General features: G+C 61.1%; 13 protein-coding genes. 2 read left to right on the top strand and 11 right to left on the bottom strand.

The features are described 5' to 3' along the window. Nucleotides 1-87: 87 nt before the first annotated feature. The 7 genes from CIB54_RS23520 to hutC all read right to left on the bottom strand — a co-directional run bounded on the left by CIB54_RS23520 (nucleotide 88) and on the right by hutC (nucleotide 7,824). Nucleotides 88-912: a quaternary amine ABC transporter ATP-binding protein gene (locus CIB54_RS23520; protein ID WP_057724461.1), complete on the bottom strand. Its 825-nt coding sequence runs from the start codon at nucleotides 910-912 to the stop codon at nucleotides 88-90. Continuing rightward, complete coding sequence (locus CIB54_RS23525) at nucleotides 909-1,760, bottom strand: ABC transporter permease (RefSeq protein ID WP_065885736.1); 852 nt, start codon at nucleotides 1,758-1,760, stop codon at nucleotides 909-911. Before CIB54_RS23525 ends, CIB54_RS23520 begins: the two co-directional genes overlap by 4 nt. A 71-nt stretch (nucleotides 1,761-1,831) precedes the next feature. Further along, nucleotides 1,832-2,797 (bottom strand): ABC transporter substrate-binding protein, encoded by a 966-nt coding sequence (locus CIB54_RS23530; RefSeq protein ID WP_065885737.1) that lies wholly within the window; start codon nucleotides 2,795-2,797, stop codon nucleotides 1,832-1,834. 68 nt (nucleotides 2,798-2,865) lie between these two features. Then, nucleotides 2,866-4,311, bottom strand: coding sequence for a purine-cytosine permease family protein (locus CIB54_RS23535; RefSeq protein ID WP_065950099.1), 1,446 nt, complete (start codon nucleotides 4,309-4,311; stop codon nucleotides 2,866-2,868). A 155-nt stretch (nucleotides 4,312-4,466) separates the two neighbouring features. Then, the gene (gene hutU, locus CIB54_RS23540; protein ID WP_101221106.1) at nucleotides 4,467-6,152 is read right to left on the bottom strand and encodes a urocanate hydratase; all 1,686 of its coding nucleotides are present in this window, start codon (nucleotides 6,150-6,152) and stop codon (nucleotides 4,467-4,469) included. Nucleotides 6,153-6,556: 404 nt separating this feature from the next. Further along, nucleotides 6,557-7,117 carry a HutD/Ves family protein gene (locus CIB54_RS23545; protein WP_065950096.1) on the bottom strand — a complete coding sequence of 187 codons (561 nt, stop codon included), beginning with the start codon at nucleotides 7,115-7,117 and terminating at the stop codon, nucleotides 6,557-6,559. Continuing rightward, nucleotides 7,114-7,824, bottom strand: coding sequence for a histidine utilization repressor (gene hutC, locus CIB54_RS23550; protein ID WP_232790604.1), 711 nt, complete (start codon nucleotides 7,822-7,824; stop codon nucleotides 7,114-7,116). The genes CIB54_RS23545 and hutC overlap by 4 nt, the downstream gene beginning before the upstream one ends. A gap of 147 nt (nucleotides 7,825-7,971) precedes the next feature. Between hutC and CIB54_RS23555 the strand changes: the two genes are divergently transcribed. Beyond that, nucleotides 7,972-9,336 carry a formimidoylglutamate deiminase gene (locus CIB54_RS23555; protein ID WP_101221108.1) on the top strand — a complete coding sequence of 455 codons (1,365 nt, stop codon included), beginning with the start codon at nucleotides 7,972-7,974 and terminating at the stop codon, nucleotides 9,334-9,336. Nucleotides 9,337-9,465: 129 nt separating this feature from the next. On the opposite strand, the gene CIB54_RS23560 is transcribed toward CIB54_RS23555, so the two are convergent. The 4 genes from CIB54_RS23560 to CIB54_RS23575 all read right to left on the bottom strand — a co-directional run bounded on the left by CIB54_RS23560 (nucleotide 9,466) and on the right by CIB54_RS23575 (nucleotide 14,272). Next, a complete protein-coding gene (locus tag CIB54_RS23560; RefSeq protein WP_065950093.1) occupies nucleotides 9,466-10,035 on the bottom strand; it encodes a lipocalin family protein in 570 nt (189 codons plus the stop codon). A gap of 30 nt (nucleotides 10,036-10,065) precedes the next feature. Further along, entirely contained in the window at nucleotides 10,066-10,320 is a 255-nt protein-coding gene (locus CIB54_RS23565) for a lipoprotein (protein ID WP_033897714.1), read from the bottom strand. 223 nt (nucleotides 10,321-10,543) lie between these two features. Then, entirely contained in the window at nucleotides 10,544-11,551 is a 1,008-nt protein-coding gene (locus CIB54_RS23570) for a class 1 fructose-bisphosphatase (protein ID WP_065885744.1), read from the bottom strand. Nucleotides 11,552-11,821: 270 nt separating this feature from the next. Next, the gene (locus tag CIB54_RS23575; protein WP_065950092.1) at nucleotides 11,822-14,272 is read right to left on the bottom strand and encodes a glycogen/starch/alpha-glucan phosphorylase; all 2,451 of its coding nucleotides are present in this window, start codon (nucleotides 14,270-14,272) and stop codon (nucleotides 11,822-11,824) included. A gap of 228 nt (nucleotides 14,273-14,500) precedes the next feature. On the opposite strand from CIB54_RS23575, the gene CIB54_RS23580 reads away from it, so the two are divergent. Next, a complete protein-coding gene (locus CIB54_RS23580) occupies nucleotides 14,501-14,935 on the top strand; it encodes a YkgJ family cysteine cluster protein (RefSeq protein WP_065950091.1) in 435 nt (144 codons plus the stop codon). Nucleotides 14,936-15,033 lie beyond the last annotated feature (98 nt).

Consider the following 15,033-nt stretch of genomic DNA (forward strand, 5'->3'; position numbering starts at 1 on the left):
CCTCCCACATTTTGATCTGTGAATACGTTCAAGTGTGGGAGGGGGCTTGCCCCCGATGAGGCCAGCAGCCTCAGCACCAAACCCGGATCAGACCACCGCCGCCCGCCGCTGAACAAACCGGTCCACATACTCATCCGCCGGCGAGTGCAAAATCTCCCGCGGCGTGCCGACCTGAATCAACTTGCCGTCCTTGAGGATCGCAATGCGGTTACCGATACGCACGGCCTCGTCGAGGTCATGGGTAATAAACACGATGGTCTTGTGCAGGGTCTTTTGCAGCTCGAGCAACTGGTCCTGCATCTCGGCGCGGATCAGCGGGTCGAGGGCGCTGAAGGCTTCGTCCATCAGGATGATGTCGGTGTCGGCGGCCAAGGCGCGGGCCAGGCCCACACGTTGACGCATTCCGCCGGAGAGCTGGTGCGGGTATTTGTTTTCATAGCCTTTGAGGCCCACGGTTTCGATCCAGTGCAGCGCGCGTTCGGCGCAGACCTGCTTGGTCTCGCCACGCACTTTCAGGCCATAGGCGACGTTGTCGAGCACGCTCTTGTGGGGCAACAGGCCGAAGCTCTGGAACACCATGCTGATCTTGTGGCGACGGAATTGACGCAGGGCTTCCATGTCCAGCTGCAGGATGTCTTCGCCATCCACCAGGATCGCGCCGCTGGTGGGGTCGATCAGGCGGTTGAAGTGACGCACCAGCGTGGATTTGCCGGAGCCCGACAGCCCCATGATCACGAAGATTTCACCGGTAGCGATGCTCAGGGACAGGTCGTTCACGCCGACCACGCAGCCGGTCTCGGCCAATACCTGGTCCTTGGTCTTGCCCTGGCCGATCAGCGCCAGCGCTTCCCTGGAGCGGTTGCCGAAGATCTTGAAGACGTTTTTGACTTCGATTTTGCTGACGCTAGTCATTTGCTCGCCTCATGCCGTGGACGACCATAGGCCTGGGTAATGCGGTCGATGACCACTGCAAGAATCACGATCGCCAGACCGGCTTCCAGGCCTCGCCCGACGTTGAGGGTCTGGATGCCGACGAGTACGTCCTCACCCAAGCCACGGGCGCCGATCATCGAGGCGATCACCACCATCGACAACGCCATCATGGTGGTCTGGTTGATACCCGCCATGATGCTCGGCAGCGCCAACGGCAGTTGCACGCCGAACAGTTGCTGCCAGCGGTTGGCGCCGAAAGCGTTGATGGCTTCCATGACTTCGCCGTCGACCTGGCGAATGCCCAAGTCGGTCAGGCGGATCAGCGGCGGCGCAGCGTAAATGACCGTGGCGAAAATCGCCGGCACCTTGCCCAGGCCAAACAACATCAGCACCGGGATCAGGTACACGAAGCTGGGCATGGTTTGCATGATGTCGAGCAACGGCATCAGCACCGAGCGCAAGCGATTGCTGCGCGCGGAAAGGATGCCCAGGGGAATGCCGATCAGCACCGAGATCACCGTGGCGACCATCATCAGCGCCAGGGTCTGCATCAGTTTGTCCCACAGGCCGACCGCGCCGACGAGGAACAACAAACCGACGATCACGGCCGTGGTCACCACCTTGCGGGTGGCATGCCAGGCGATGACGCCGACGATGGCCAGCATCAGCCACCAGGGCGCCGCGCGCAGCAGCCCTTCCAGATTGACGATGGCCCACAGCAGGGTGTCGGAGATGTGCCGGAACACATCGCCGTAGTTGGTGACCAGCGAGTCCACCCAACCGTTGACCCAGTCGGCGATGGAAAACGTAAAACTCTCGGGAAACATAGCGTGCTCTCGATCCAGTGGGTTGAGGCCAGGCGTCCGGCTGCCTCTCAGGGTAGCCGGACACGCTTTACCTACAAGGCCGCGTCGATTTTCCTGGCGGCGTCTTCGCTCACCCAGGCGTGCCAGACTTCAGGATGTTCCTTGAGGAAAATTTTCGCCAGCTTCGGCGACTCGATCCGTTCCTTGGCCATGCGGCCCAGGTTCTGGTTCAGCAGGTCGATGGGCAGGTTGACCTTTTCCAGCACGGCCACCAGTTCCGGCGCTTGCTCGTGGAAGGTCTTGGACAGGCCGACCTTGATGCTCACGCTTTTATCCACACCGGGCTTTTCTTCCAGCTTGACCAGGTCCACCTGGCCCATCAGCGGCGTCGGCGACCAGTAGTAGAACAGGATCGGCTCGCCGCGCTTGTAGCTCGAGAGTACCGCCGCATCCAGCGCCGGGCCGGTGCCTGGGCGGAAGTTGGTGTAGGTGCTTTCCAGGCCATAGCTCTTGAGCATTTCGCTGTTGTCCAGTTCGCAGGTCCAGCCGGCCGGGCAGTTGTAGAAGCGCCCCTTGGACGGTTCTTCCTGGTCCTTGAACACGGCGGCGTATTTGGCCAGGTCAGCGATGTTCTTCAGGTCCGGGGCCTTCGCTTCCAGCTTGCGCTTGGCGTCGCCTTCGATCACATAACGCGGCACGTACCAGCCTTCAACCGCGCCAACCACCGGCGCGCCGACGCCGACGACCTTGCCGGCCTTCTCGGCCTTGTTCCAGACTTCGCTGCGGCCCACCCACTCCTCGGCAAACACCTGGATGTCGTTACTGCTCAGGGCGTTTTCCATGGTGATGGAGTTGCCCGGCAGGCTGTCGGTTTTGCAGTCGTAGCCTTTCTCCAGCACGGTTTGCAGGATGTCGGTGAGCAACATGCCGCTTTCCCAGTTCAGCCCGGCGAATTTCACCGGCTTGCCGGATTCGCACCAGCCGGCCGCCTGGGCACCGGCGCTTGCCAGCAAGCCCGCAGACAGCAACGTGGTCAGCAGGGTCTTATGCATTTTCATTATGTGACGCTCCCAATCATGAAATGGATTACGGCAGTCAAAAGGCATCCTGCCTTGTCCACGTCCCGTCAGGCCTGCGCAGCCAGCCCGTCTGTTGTGAGTAAAGCGCCCTGCTCTTTCGGCAGGATCAGATGATCGGGCACCGTGCCGTGCCATTTTTTCGCACACACGTAATACACGGCTGCAGGCAGCACCAGGCCGATGATCCAGGAAACATCCACGCCCCCCAGCGCAGCCACCAGGGGCCCCGTGTAGAACTTGGTTGAGATGAACGGCAACTGCACCAGCACGCCGAACACATAGACGCTGATCCCCAACAGGTTCCAGCGACCGTAGCGACCGTTCGGGTCGGCCAGTGCCGGCACGTCGTAGCGTTCGCGGGTGATGCAGTAGTAATCCACCAGGTTGATCGCGCTCCACGGCGTGAAGAACGCCAACAGGAACAGGATGAACGACTTGAACGCACCGAGGAACGAGTGCTGGCCGAGCAATGCGATCAGGGTTGCCGTACCGACGATGACGAGCACGAACACCAGGCGCTGCAGACGCGTGACCTCCAGGCGGCCACGGAAACCGCTGATGATGGTCGCAATGCACATGAAGCTGCCGTAGGAGTTGAGCGTGGAGATGGTGACCTTGCCGAACGCGATGCTGAAGTACAGCAACGCCGCGGTGGCCCCCGTACCGCTCAAGCCAACGATGTAGGCCACTTCATGCCCGGCGAATTGGCCGTTGGACATGGCGGCCGCAAACACACCGAGCACCATCGCCACCTGTGCACCCATCACCGAGCCCGCGCCCGCGGCGAAGAAGGTTTTCACCGATGACGTCTGGCTCGGCAGGTAACGCGAATAGTCCGCCACGTAGGGGCCGAAGGCGATCTGCCAGGAAGCCGCGAGCGACACGGCCAGCAGAAAACTGCTCCAGCTGAAGTGACGGATCTGCAGGAGCGCGCCAACATCGGTCTGGCTCATCAGGCGGCTGAACAGGTAGACAAAGGCAATCACGCCGATGACGCTGGCGACACGCCCGATGAAATGGATCACCCGGTAACCGAGCACCGTGACCAGCACGATGACACTGGCGAAAATCAGGATGCCGACGCTGTCGCTGACCCCGAACAACTGGCCCAGCGCCTGCCCCGACAGCACGGTGCCGGTGGCGGTGAAACCCAGGTACATCAGGCACACCAGCACGATCGGGATGGCCGCGCCATACACGCCGAACTGCACCCGGCTGGAGATCATCTGCGGCAAACCAAGCTTGGGCCCTTGCGCCGCATGCAACGCCATGACGCCGCCGCCGATCAGTTGACCGACCAGCAGGCCGATCAACGACCAGAACACATCACCGCCCAGCACCACGGCCAGGGCCCCGGTGACAATCGCGGTGATTTGCAGATTGGCGCCCATCCACAGGGTGAACTGGCTCAATAGACGACCATGTCTTTCCGCTTCCGGGATGTAGTCGATCGAACGCCTTTCGATCAACGGGGTGGTGTCGTTCGCAGCCATGTTGTTCAACCTCTGATGGATTGTCTTGGGTTTGCCGCCGATCCAATGTGGGAGGGGGCTTGCCCCCGATAGCAGTGGTTCAGTCACCTGACCTGCTGGCTGATACATTGCCATCGGGGGCAAGTCGAATCGTCGCACCGCCCCTCCCACATGGGTTACTTGATCATCGGCAGATTCAGGCCCTGTTCCTTGGCGCAATCGATAGCGATCTGGTAACCCGCATCCGCGTGACGCATCACCCCGGTCGCCGGGTCGTTATGCAGCACGCGCGCAATGCGTTCGGCCGCTTCGTCGGTACCGTCACACACGATCACCATGCCAGAGTGCTGCGAGAAGCCCATGCCGACGCCGCCGCCGTGATGCAACGAAACCCAGGTCGCGCCACTGGCGGTGTTGAGCAAGGCGTTGAGCAGCGGCCAGTCGGACACGGCGTCGGAACCGTCCTGCATGGATTCGGTTTCGCGGTTCGGGCTGGCGACCGAGCCGGAGTCGAGGTGGTCGCGGCCGATCACGACCGGTGCCGACAATTCGCCGCTGCGCACCATTTCGTTGAAGGCCAGGCCCAGCTTGGCGCGCTGGCCCAGGCCCACCCAGCAGATACGCGCCGGCAGGCCCTGGAAGCTGATGCGCTCGCGCGCCATGTCCAGCCAGTTGTGCAGGTGGGCGTCGTCGGGGATCAGCTCTTTGACTTTGGCGTCGGTCTTGTAGATGTCCTGCGGGTCACCGGACAGCGCCGCCCAGCGGAACGGGCCGATGCCACGGCAGAACAGCGGGCGGATGTAGGCCGGTACGAAACCCGGGAAGTCGAAGGCGTTTTCCACGCCCTCTTCCTGGGCCATCTGGCGGATGTTATTGCCGTAGTCGAACGTCGGGATGCCCTGCTTCTGGAACTCAAGCATGGCTTTGACGTGCACGGCCATCGACTGCTTGGCGGCCTTGATCACGGCGGCGGGCTCGGTCTTGGCGCGGGCGCGGTATTCGTCCCAGGTCCAGCCGGCCGGCAGGTAGCCGTTGAGCGGGTCGTGGGCGCTGGTCTGGTCGGTGACCATGTCCGGGCGCACGCCACGCTTGACCAGTTCCGGCAGGATTTCGGCGGCGTTGCCCAGCAGGGCGATGGAGATGGCTTTGCCTTCCTGGGTGTACTTGGCGATGCGCGCCAGGGCGTCGTCGAGGTCGGTGGCTTGCTCGTCGACATAGCGGCTGTTCAAGCGGAAATCGATGCTGACCTGCTGGCACTCGATGTTCAGCGAGCAGGCGCCGGCCAGGGTCGCGGCCAGCGGTTGTGCGCCACCCATGCCGCCCAGACCGGCGGTAAGCACCCAACGGCCCTTGAGATTCGAGTCGTAATGCTGGCGACCGGCTTCGACGAAGGTTTCGTAGGTGCCCTGGACGATGCCCTGGCTGCCGATATAGATCCAGCTGCCGGCGGTCATCTGGCCGTACATGGCCAGGCCCTTGGCATCCAGTTCGTTGAAGTGTTCCCAACTGGCCCAGTGCGGCACCAGGTTGGAGTTGGCGATCAACACGCGTGGGGCGTTGCTGTGGGTCTTGAACACGCCGACCGGCTTACCGGATTGCACCAGCAGGGTTTCGTCATCGTTCAGATGGGTGAGGCTCTCGACGATCTGGTCGTAGCACTCCCAGTTGCGCGCCGCGCGACCGATACCGCCGTATACCACCAGTTCCTTGGGGTTCTCGGCCACTTGCGGGTCGAGGTTGTTCATCAACATGCGCAGCGGCGCTTCGGTCAGCCAGCTTTTGGCGGTGAGCGTGTTACCGCGGGCGGCGCGGATTTCGACGTCACGGTATTTTGTAGGCCTTGCTTTCGAAAAATCGGTCACAACTGGACTCCTCGGCGATCGATGCGCGGACTTGGACGGTGCGAAGAAGAGTCTTACGCACACACCTTTACTTGTATGTACAAGCATATGCAATCGAGCGGCCAACTTTCCGGGAGAGGGGCTTGGATTTTTTTGCACAGCGCGTGGGAGCCTTGGAAATTAAGGCTTCCAGGCTTGATGAAATTTCTTACAGAGGAATTTACGACGGGGGAAAGGTAGTCACGACAGCATGACTTTGCGTCACGCTGGGGCATTCGGTAACAAATTGGTGCACGAGCTGGAAACAGATCTTTTAAACAACACCGAACCAAATGTGGGAGGGGGCTTGCCCCCGATTGCAGAGTGTCAGCCACCAGATCTTTGGCTGATACACCGCTATCGGGGGCAAGCCCCCTCCCACATTTTTAACCGCGCTGTGTCAGTTCGATCAGGCAGCAGCGACCACTGACCGAGATATCCAGCAAGCCGGTGTTACCGTCTACTTGCAGGCAATCGTGATGGCCGAGCTTCTCGCCCAGCACGGTCACTTCATCCGCCACGCTGAACACCAGCACCGTCCGGGCCGTGCTGAAAAAGCGCTGCACGCCATCCACCCACTGCAAGCGCGCATGGTAACGCTCGGGCGAGTAGATCAGGTTGAAATCGCGAATCGGCCCGGTGATCAGGCGGCACGACACCTGGCTGTCACCGGCAAAGGCGAACGGCTGCAGCGGTAACAGACCACGCTGTTCCTCACCGTCGACGGTCAACACCATGCCCGCGCCCTTGATCACCGTAATCACGCGCTGGTAGCCGGCGAAGGTGGAGAAACCGCCTGACTCGGCAATATCGGCAATCGACAGGCGCCAGCCGAAACCATCCAGGCCGGTGCCCGCGTCGCGGGTGATTTCTTCGGTACTGCCGCCGCCGTTCTTCCACGGCATGCGCACGTAGTCGGCGGCGCGCCAGACGTTGACTGAACTCATTTGCTGAAGCGTCCTTCGAGGCTGTGGCGGGAACCGGGGTGAATCAAGCGCGCAGCCGTGACCGGCTGGCGGCCGGACCAGGTGCGCCGGCGAATCAACAGGCAGGGCTCGCTCGGCTCGATCTGCAGCAGCTTGCATTCGGCAGCATCGGCGAGGATCGCTTCAACCACGTGCTCGCCCTCGGTCAGCGGTGCGACCTGGTTGAGGTAGGCGTAGGGCGTTTGCTGGGTGAAATCCTGCTGCAAGTATTCCGGGGCGACCAGGGCGTTGACGAAACGGTCTTCGATTTGCACCGGGATGTCATTTTCGAAATGCACGATCAACGAATGAAACACCCGCCCGCCTTCGCGCATTTCCAGAGCGACGGCACGTTCGGAACCTGCCGCTTCCTCGCCCAGGGTGATGACTTGGCACGCATGGCGATGGCCCCTGGAGGCGATCTCATCGGCAATGTTGTGCACTTCAAACAGCGCCGACTGACTCTTGGGCTCGGCGACGAACGTACCCACACCCTGCATGCGCACCAGCAACCCTTCGGCCGTCAGCTCGCGCAACGCGCGGTTGATGGTCATGCGGCTGAAGCCCAGTTGGCTGACCAGCTCGCTCTCCGACGGCACGCGATAATGGGGCGGCCAGTTGCCGCTGAGGATCTGCTGGCTGATCATCTGTTTGACGCGGGCATACAAGGGCGCCGGACTTTCGTCCATGTGGGCAGCCAGCGAGGAGTTGGCGGGCGGAGTCGGCACAGGGAATCCTTGCAGGAGGAAAAGATGCATAGATTGCCGGAGTTTACCGAGCAGGCAAACGTCTGTATATGTATATACAAATAAACACACGACCGGGGTGACTTGATCATGTCCGCATTTTTTGCCGAACGCGCGCTGCTGCCTGATGGATGGGCCAATGATGTACGTCTTGAAATCAGCGCCGATGGCCGGCTGACGAAGGTAGAGGCCAATGCCACGGCAGACGGCGCCGAGCGGCTGAGGGGCCCGGTACTGGCCGGCATGCCGAACCTGCATTCCCACGCCTTCCAGCGCGCCATGGCGGGCCTGGCCGAAGTGGCAGGCAATCCGAACGACAGTTTCTGGACCTGGCGCGACCTGATGTACCGCATGGTCGGCAAAATCAGCCCGGACCAGTTGCAGGTCATCGCCCGCCAGCTGTACATCGAAATGCTCAAGGCCGGCTACACCTCGGTGGCCGAGTTTCACTATGTACACCACGACGCCAGCGGCCAGCCCTATGCCGACCGCACAGAGCTGTCGCGCCAGATCAGCCAGGCAGCCGCCAGCAGCGGGATCGGCTTGACGCTGCTGCCGGTGCTTTATACGCATTCGGGGTTCGGTGGCCAGGCCCCCAGTGACGGGCAGCGCCGGTTTATCAACAGCACCGAACACTACCTGGATTTGCAGGCGCGCTTGCAGCCGATACTCGCTGCACAACCAGCGCAGCAGCTGGGCCTGTGTTTCCACTCCCTGCGGGCAGTCACGCCCGAGCAGATCAAGCAAGTGCTGGCCGCCAGCGACAAGGCTTGTCCAGTGCACATCCACATTGCCGAACAGCAGAAGGAAGTCGACGACTGCCTGGCCTGGAGCGGCAAACGCCCGCTGCAGTGGCTGTATGACCATGTCGACGTGAATGAACGCTGGTGCCTGGTGCATGCCACGCACGCCGACCCCGACGAAGTGACGCGTATGGCCAGGAGTCGGGCGATTGCCGGTTTGTGCCTGACCACCGAAGCCAACCTGGGCGATGGCATTTTCCCGGCCGTGGATTTCCTCGCCCAGGGTGGGCGCATGGGTATCGGCTCCGACAGCCATGTGTCACTGAGCGTGGTGGAAGAATTGCGTTGGCTGGAATACGGCCAGCGTTTGCGCGATCAGCGGCGCAACCGTCTGTATCGCGACAACCAGCCGATGGTGGGCCGCACGCTGTTCGATGCGGCACTGGACGGTGGTGCACAAGCGCTGGGGCAGCCGATTGGCCGCCTGGAAGTGGGCAAGCGTGCGGACTGGATCGTGCTGGACGGTAACGATCCGTACATGGCCACGGCCAGTGAGGACGGGATTCTCAATCGCTGGCTGTTTGCCGGTGGTGATCGGCAAGTGCGCGATGTACTGGTCAACGGCCAGTGGGTGGTGCGTGATGGGCATCACGCTGGCGAAGAAGACAGCAGCCGGGCGTTCACTCAGGTCTTGAAGGATTTGTTGAGCTGACAAGCGACACATAACAAATGTGGGAGGGGGCTTGCCCCCGATTGCTGTGTGTCAGCCAGCTCATCTGATACTGACACACCGCTATCGGGGGCAAGCCCCCTCCCACATTTTGATTTGTGTGATCCCGGGTTACTGCGACGTCTTCGCCATCTGCTTGTCCGACGTACGCCAGATCAACCGCGTAGTGTCATACCCCTGCTGCCGCGCCCTGCTCAGCAGGTCTTCACGGGTTTCGGCGCTTACCGTCGGCGTACGCGACAGGATCCACATATAACGCCGGCTCGGGCTGCCGACGATGGCGGTCTTGTAGTCATCGCTGACATACAGCACCCAGTAATCGCCCTTGGCGACGCCGGGCAGTAACGAGGTAAACCAGTTGTCGAATTCCACCCAGAGCTTGTCGGTCTTGCCCGGCACCTGCGGCGTGGCCGTGCCTTTGGCTTCCTGCCATGTCCATTCAGGCGTCAGGCAGCGGTTGAACACCGACATGTCGCCATCGGGCAGCAAGGTGTAGCGCGCTTCGGACTGCGCACAGTTGCGCTGGAAGTACATCGGCAAGCGGGCCAGCTCATACCAGGTGCCCTGGTAACGCTTGAGGTTGACGTGACTCGCGGTCTTGGGTTGCAGATCATCGCCAGAATGGCTGGCACAGCCCGCCAAAAACAGGCTGGCGCAAAGGAACACAACAAAACGCATCATTCTTCTTCTCCCGCAGGCTCGCGCCCCGGTTTACTTCAGGCCTTGCCCGGAAAACATCAGAACCTTGTCACCGGCATACTGCACGCTGATAAAGCTGTTTTTATCGCCCCAGGTGCAACTGGACATGCCCAGTGCGCCGGAACAATCGGTCGGCTTGCCCAGCAACGACTCCACCTCGGCCTTGGCCATGCCAGCCGACAGCTTCTGGTAATTTTCCTGGTTGACCTTGCTGCAAGCGGCTAGCAGCACGCAAAAAGCCAGCAGGGCGAGACGGCGTAAAGACATGGAAAAGCTCCTGGAGAGACAAAGCAGCTGGGGTATCTGCCAGAAGCTTAGAAGGGAAAAGAGGTGTCTGGTTCCCGACGAGCGAAAACAAAAAAGCCCCGAAAACGCTGAAACGTTTCGGGGCTCAGGGTAGGAGTGATCTTGCTCGCGAAGAACGTTAATGATGACGCGGGCTGTCTGGATGTCCGCGTTGTCTGTCAGCTTTTCGCGAGCAAGCTCGCTCCTACTTGTGATAAGCCGTCACACGCTCGACTTCTTCCTTCGAACCCAGGAACACCGCCACCCGCTGGTGCAGCCCTTCGGGCTGGATATCGAGGATGCGCTGGTGGCCGTCAGTGGACGCACCGCCCGCCTGCTCAACCAGGAACGACATCGGGTTGGCTTCGTACATCAGGCGCAGCTTGCCCGGCTTGGACGGCTCGCGGCTGTCACGTGGGTACATGAACAGGCCGCCACGCGTCAGGATGCGGTGCACGTCGGCCACCATGGCCGCGACCCAGCGCATGTTGAAGTTTTTCTTCAACGGGCCTTCTTCGCCTTCCATCAATTCGTTGACATAGCGTTTCACCGGTTCTTCCCAGTGACGCTGGTTGGACATGTTGATCGCGAATTCCTGGGTGGAGGCAGGAATCGAGATGTCTTCGTGGGTGAGTACGAAGCTGCCCATTTCGCGGTCCAGGGTGAAGCCCTTGACGCCATCGCCCAGGGTCAGGACCAGCATGGTCTGTGGGCCGTAGATCGCATAACCGGCGGCGACCTGCTCGGTGCCGGGCTGCAGGAAGGCCTTTTCGTTCAGGGCTTCGTTCTGGCTCAGGTATTCGTTCGGGCAACGCAGTACCGAGAAGATGGTGCCGACCGGTGCGTTGATGTCGATGTTGGACGAGCCGTCCAGTGGGTCGAATACCAGCAGGTACGCGCCTTTCGGGTATTTACCCGGGATCTGATAGGCATTGTCCATTTCTTCGGACGCCATGCCGGCCAGGTGACCGCCCCATTCGTTGGCTTCGAGCAGGATTTCGTTGGAGATGACGTCGAGCTTCTTCTGCACTTCGCCCTGCACGTTTTCAGTGCCCATGCTGCCCAGGACACCACCCAGTGCGCCTTTGGACACGGCGTGGCTGATTTCCTTACAGGCACGCGCCACCACTTCGATAAGGAAGCGCAGATCGGCAGGCGTGTTGTTGCTGCGGGTCTGCTCGATCAAATAGCGACTCAAGGTAACGCGGGACATGGAAGGCTCCGGAGAATGGGGGGGGCTTAAAACCCGCGCAGTTTAACGCGAGTCGGGGCGTATTTCCTCTAATCAGAGGATTTAACGCCAATAGAGTTCACGGCTTGGCGCAACGGCTATCTCCAATCACGCGACGTGTCACGCTGTATATACGCAGAACCGAATGTGGGAGGGGGCTTGCCCCCGATAGCGGTGTGCCAGTCGACACCTCTGTAAACTGACACTGCGCAATCGGGCGCAAGCCCCCTCCCACATGTTGTACTGCGGTGGTTAGTCGAGGGCTTTCCAGATTTCGGTGGCGTATTCGCGGATGGTACGGTCCGAGCTGAACCAGCCCATCCGCGCCGTGTTCAACACCGCCGAGCGCCACCAGGCCTTGGAGTCGTGCCAATGCGCCTCGACCCGCGCCTGGGCGTCCCAGTAAGAGTCGAAGTCGGCACACACCAGGAAGCGGTCGTAGTCGATCAGCCCGTCGATCAAGCCCACATACCGACCCGGATCGTCTGGTGAGAACACCCCGCCACGGATTGCTTGCAGCACATCATTCAAGCGATGGGACGCCGCAATTTCCGGCCCGGCATTGAACTCACCGGCATGCTTGCGCGCTTCTACCTGCTGGGCACTGAGACCGAAGATAAACATGTGCTCGGCGCCCACGCGCTCGTGCATCTCCACGTTGGCGCCGTCCATGGTGCCGATGGTCAGCGCGCCGTTGAGGCCGAACTTCATGTTACTGGTACCCGACGCCTCGAAACCGGCGGTGGAAATCTGCTCCGACAAATCCGCCGCCGGAATGATGCTTTCTGCCAGGCTGACGTTGTAGTTGGGCAGAAACACCACCTTGAGCAAGCCGCGCACGGTTGGGTCGTTGTTGACGGTGCGGGCGATGTCGTTGGTCAGCTTGATGATCAGCTTGGCCTGGTGATAACTCGCCGCCGCCTTGCCGGCAAAGATTTTCACCCGCGGCACCCAATCGACTTCCGGCTCGGCGCGGATCGCCTGATACAGCGCCACGGTGTGTAGCAGATTGAGCAGCTGGCGCTTGTACTCGTGGATCCTTTTGACCTGCACGTCGAACATCGCCGCCGGGTTCACCGAAATGCCCAGGCGCTCATGGATGATGTCGGCCAGCGCCCGCTTGCTGTGCAGACGTTGGTCGGCAAAGGCTTTGCGGAAGGTCTGTTTCTCGGCGAAGGTTTCCAGCTCGCCCAGGCGCGTTTCCATGGTGTCGAGAATGTCCGGGCCCAGCGCGCCTACCAACATATTGGTGAGCTGGGGGTTGGCCTGGTACAGCCAGCGACGGAAGGTGATGCCGTTGGTTTTGTTGTTGATGCGCTCCGGGTAGAGCTTATGCAGTTCGGAAAACACCGTGCTGCGCATCAGCTGGGTGTGCAGTCCGGACACGCCGTTGACGCTGTGGGAACCGAGGAATGCCAGGTTGCCCATGCGCACGCGACGGCCGTTGTCTTCTTCGATCAATGACACCGCGCGCAGCACGTCGAAGTCATGAACCCCCTTGGCGCGCAGCGAGTCGATGTGCTGGGCGTTGATCAGGTAGATAATCTGCATGTGCCGGGGCAGCATGCGTTCCATCAAGCCGACAGGCCAGGTTTCCAACGCCTCGGGCAGCAAGGTGTGGTTGGTGTAGGAAAGCGTTTCGACGGTGACGTCCCACGCGGCCTCCCAGGGGATGTCGTGCAGGTCAACTAATTGGCGCATCAACTCGGCCACGGCGATGGACGGGTGGGTGTCGTTGAGCTGGATGGCGGCGTGTTCGCCCAGGCTCAGCACCGAGCCGTGCATGTTCTTGTGGCGGCGCAGCAAGTCTTGCAACGAGGCGGAAACGAAGAAGTATTCCTGGCGCAGGCGCAGTTCCTGCCCCGCTTCGGTGCTGTCGGCCGGGTAAAGCACGCGGGAGATGCTTTCGGCGCGGGCCACCTCGGCCACGGCGCCCAAGTGGTCACCGGCGTTGAAGCGCTCCAGGTGCAGGTCTTCCACCGCGCGGGCACGCCACAGGCGCAGCGTGTTGACGCTGGCGCCACGCCAGCCGACTACCGGGGTGTCATAGGCCACCGCGCGTACGGTTTCGCTGGGCGACCACACCTGAATCATCTTGCCGGACGCGTCCGCCAGGGTTTCCACGCTGCCGCCGAAACCGATCGGGTAGATCACTTCGGCGCGCTCGAACTCCCACGGGTTGCCAAAATCCAGCCAGCGTTCGGTCTGCTCCTGCTGCCAGCCATCGACAATCGCCTGGCGGAACAAGCCGTGCTCGTAACGAATGCCATAACCGTGACCGGCAATGCCCAGGGTCGACATACTTTCCATGAAGCACGCCGCCAGGCGGCCCAGGCCACCGTTGCCAAGCGCCGCATCGGGTTCGAGCAGGCGGATGCGCTCAAGGTCGACGCCGAGCTCGGACAGGGCTTCGCGAGCGATCTCCAACACGCCAAGGTTGCTCAGGCTGTCGTAGAGCAAGCGGCCGATAAGAAATTCCAGTGAGAGGTAATAGACCCGCTTCTGGCCTTTGCGGTAGATGCGCCGCGTATGGTCCATCCAGTGATCGACCATCTGGTCGCGCGCGGCCAGGGCAATGGCCTCGAACCAGTCATGGTCGAAGGCGTGGTCCGGGTCCTTACCCACCGCGTAGGTGAGTTTGGTCAAGACGGCATCGCGAAATGCGGCGACCTCTGCTTCTCGTGCAAGTGGTTCCTGAGACATCAATTGCGACCTCGGGCGAGATAGAAGGAGTTGCTAGAGCCTAGACGGTCTGACAGACGGTAGACGCTCTGGTTCGTCAGTTTTTTAACTCATTCACGGTTGCGTGAATTTGATGCAGAGGTCGTGCCCGATCGCCGTTCGCGCAGAAACCCTGAAAAGATTGTTCAAAAAACCACCAATCCCGGTATGATCGCGCGCCCGGATACAGCCCCACCTTTTGGAACCCCGATGAAGCCTCAACTGATCGCCGCCGCGGAACTCGACCGTCTCGAGACCTGGCAGAAATATTCCGCCCACATGTGCGGCGGCTGCGTGTCCAGCTGCTGCACGCTGCCGGTCGAAGTGAAGATCAAGGACCTGATCCGCATCGGCATCGTCGATGAGTTCGAGCGCGGCGACCCACCGAAGAACATCGCCAAGCGTTTGCAGAAGGAAGGCATCGTCGAGCGCTACAACAACAAATCCGAGATTTTTACCCTGCAGCGCATGAGCAACAATGATTGCCTGTACCTGGATCGTAAGACGCGCTTCTGCACTATTTATGACAAGCGCCCGGATACCTGCCGCAATCACCCCAAGATCGGGCCAAGGCCGGGGTATTGCGCGTACAAGCCCAAGGAAGTGGTGCGCGAGACCCATTTCAAGACCCTCGATAAGTTCTGAGCCGGGGTTTGTGGCGCTCTTGAGGGCCTCATCGGGGGCAAGCTGAACTGGCCTAATGATTTTGGACACTTCAATCGGGCGCTATGATAGCGCCCAAA

Origin of the sequence: Pseudomonas fluorescens (assembly GCF_002837185.1) — a bacterium.
Lineage (GTDB): Bacteria > Pseudomonadota > Gammaproteobacteria > Pseudomonadales > Pseudomonadaceae > Aquipseudomonas > Aquipseudomonas fluorescens_AM.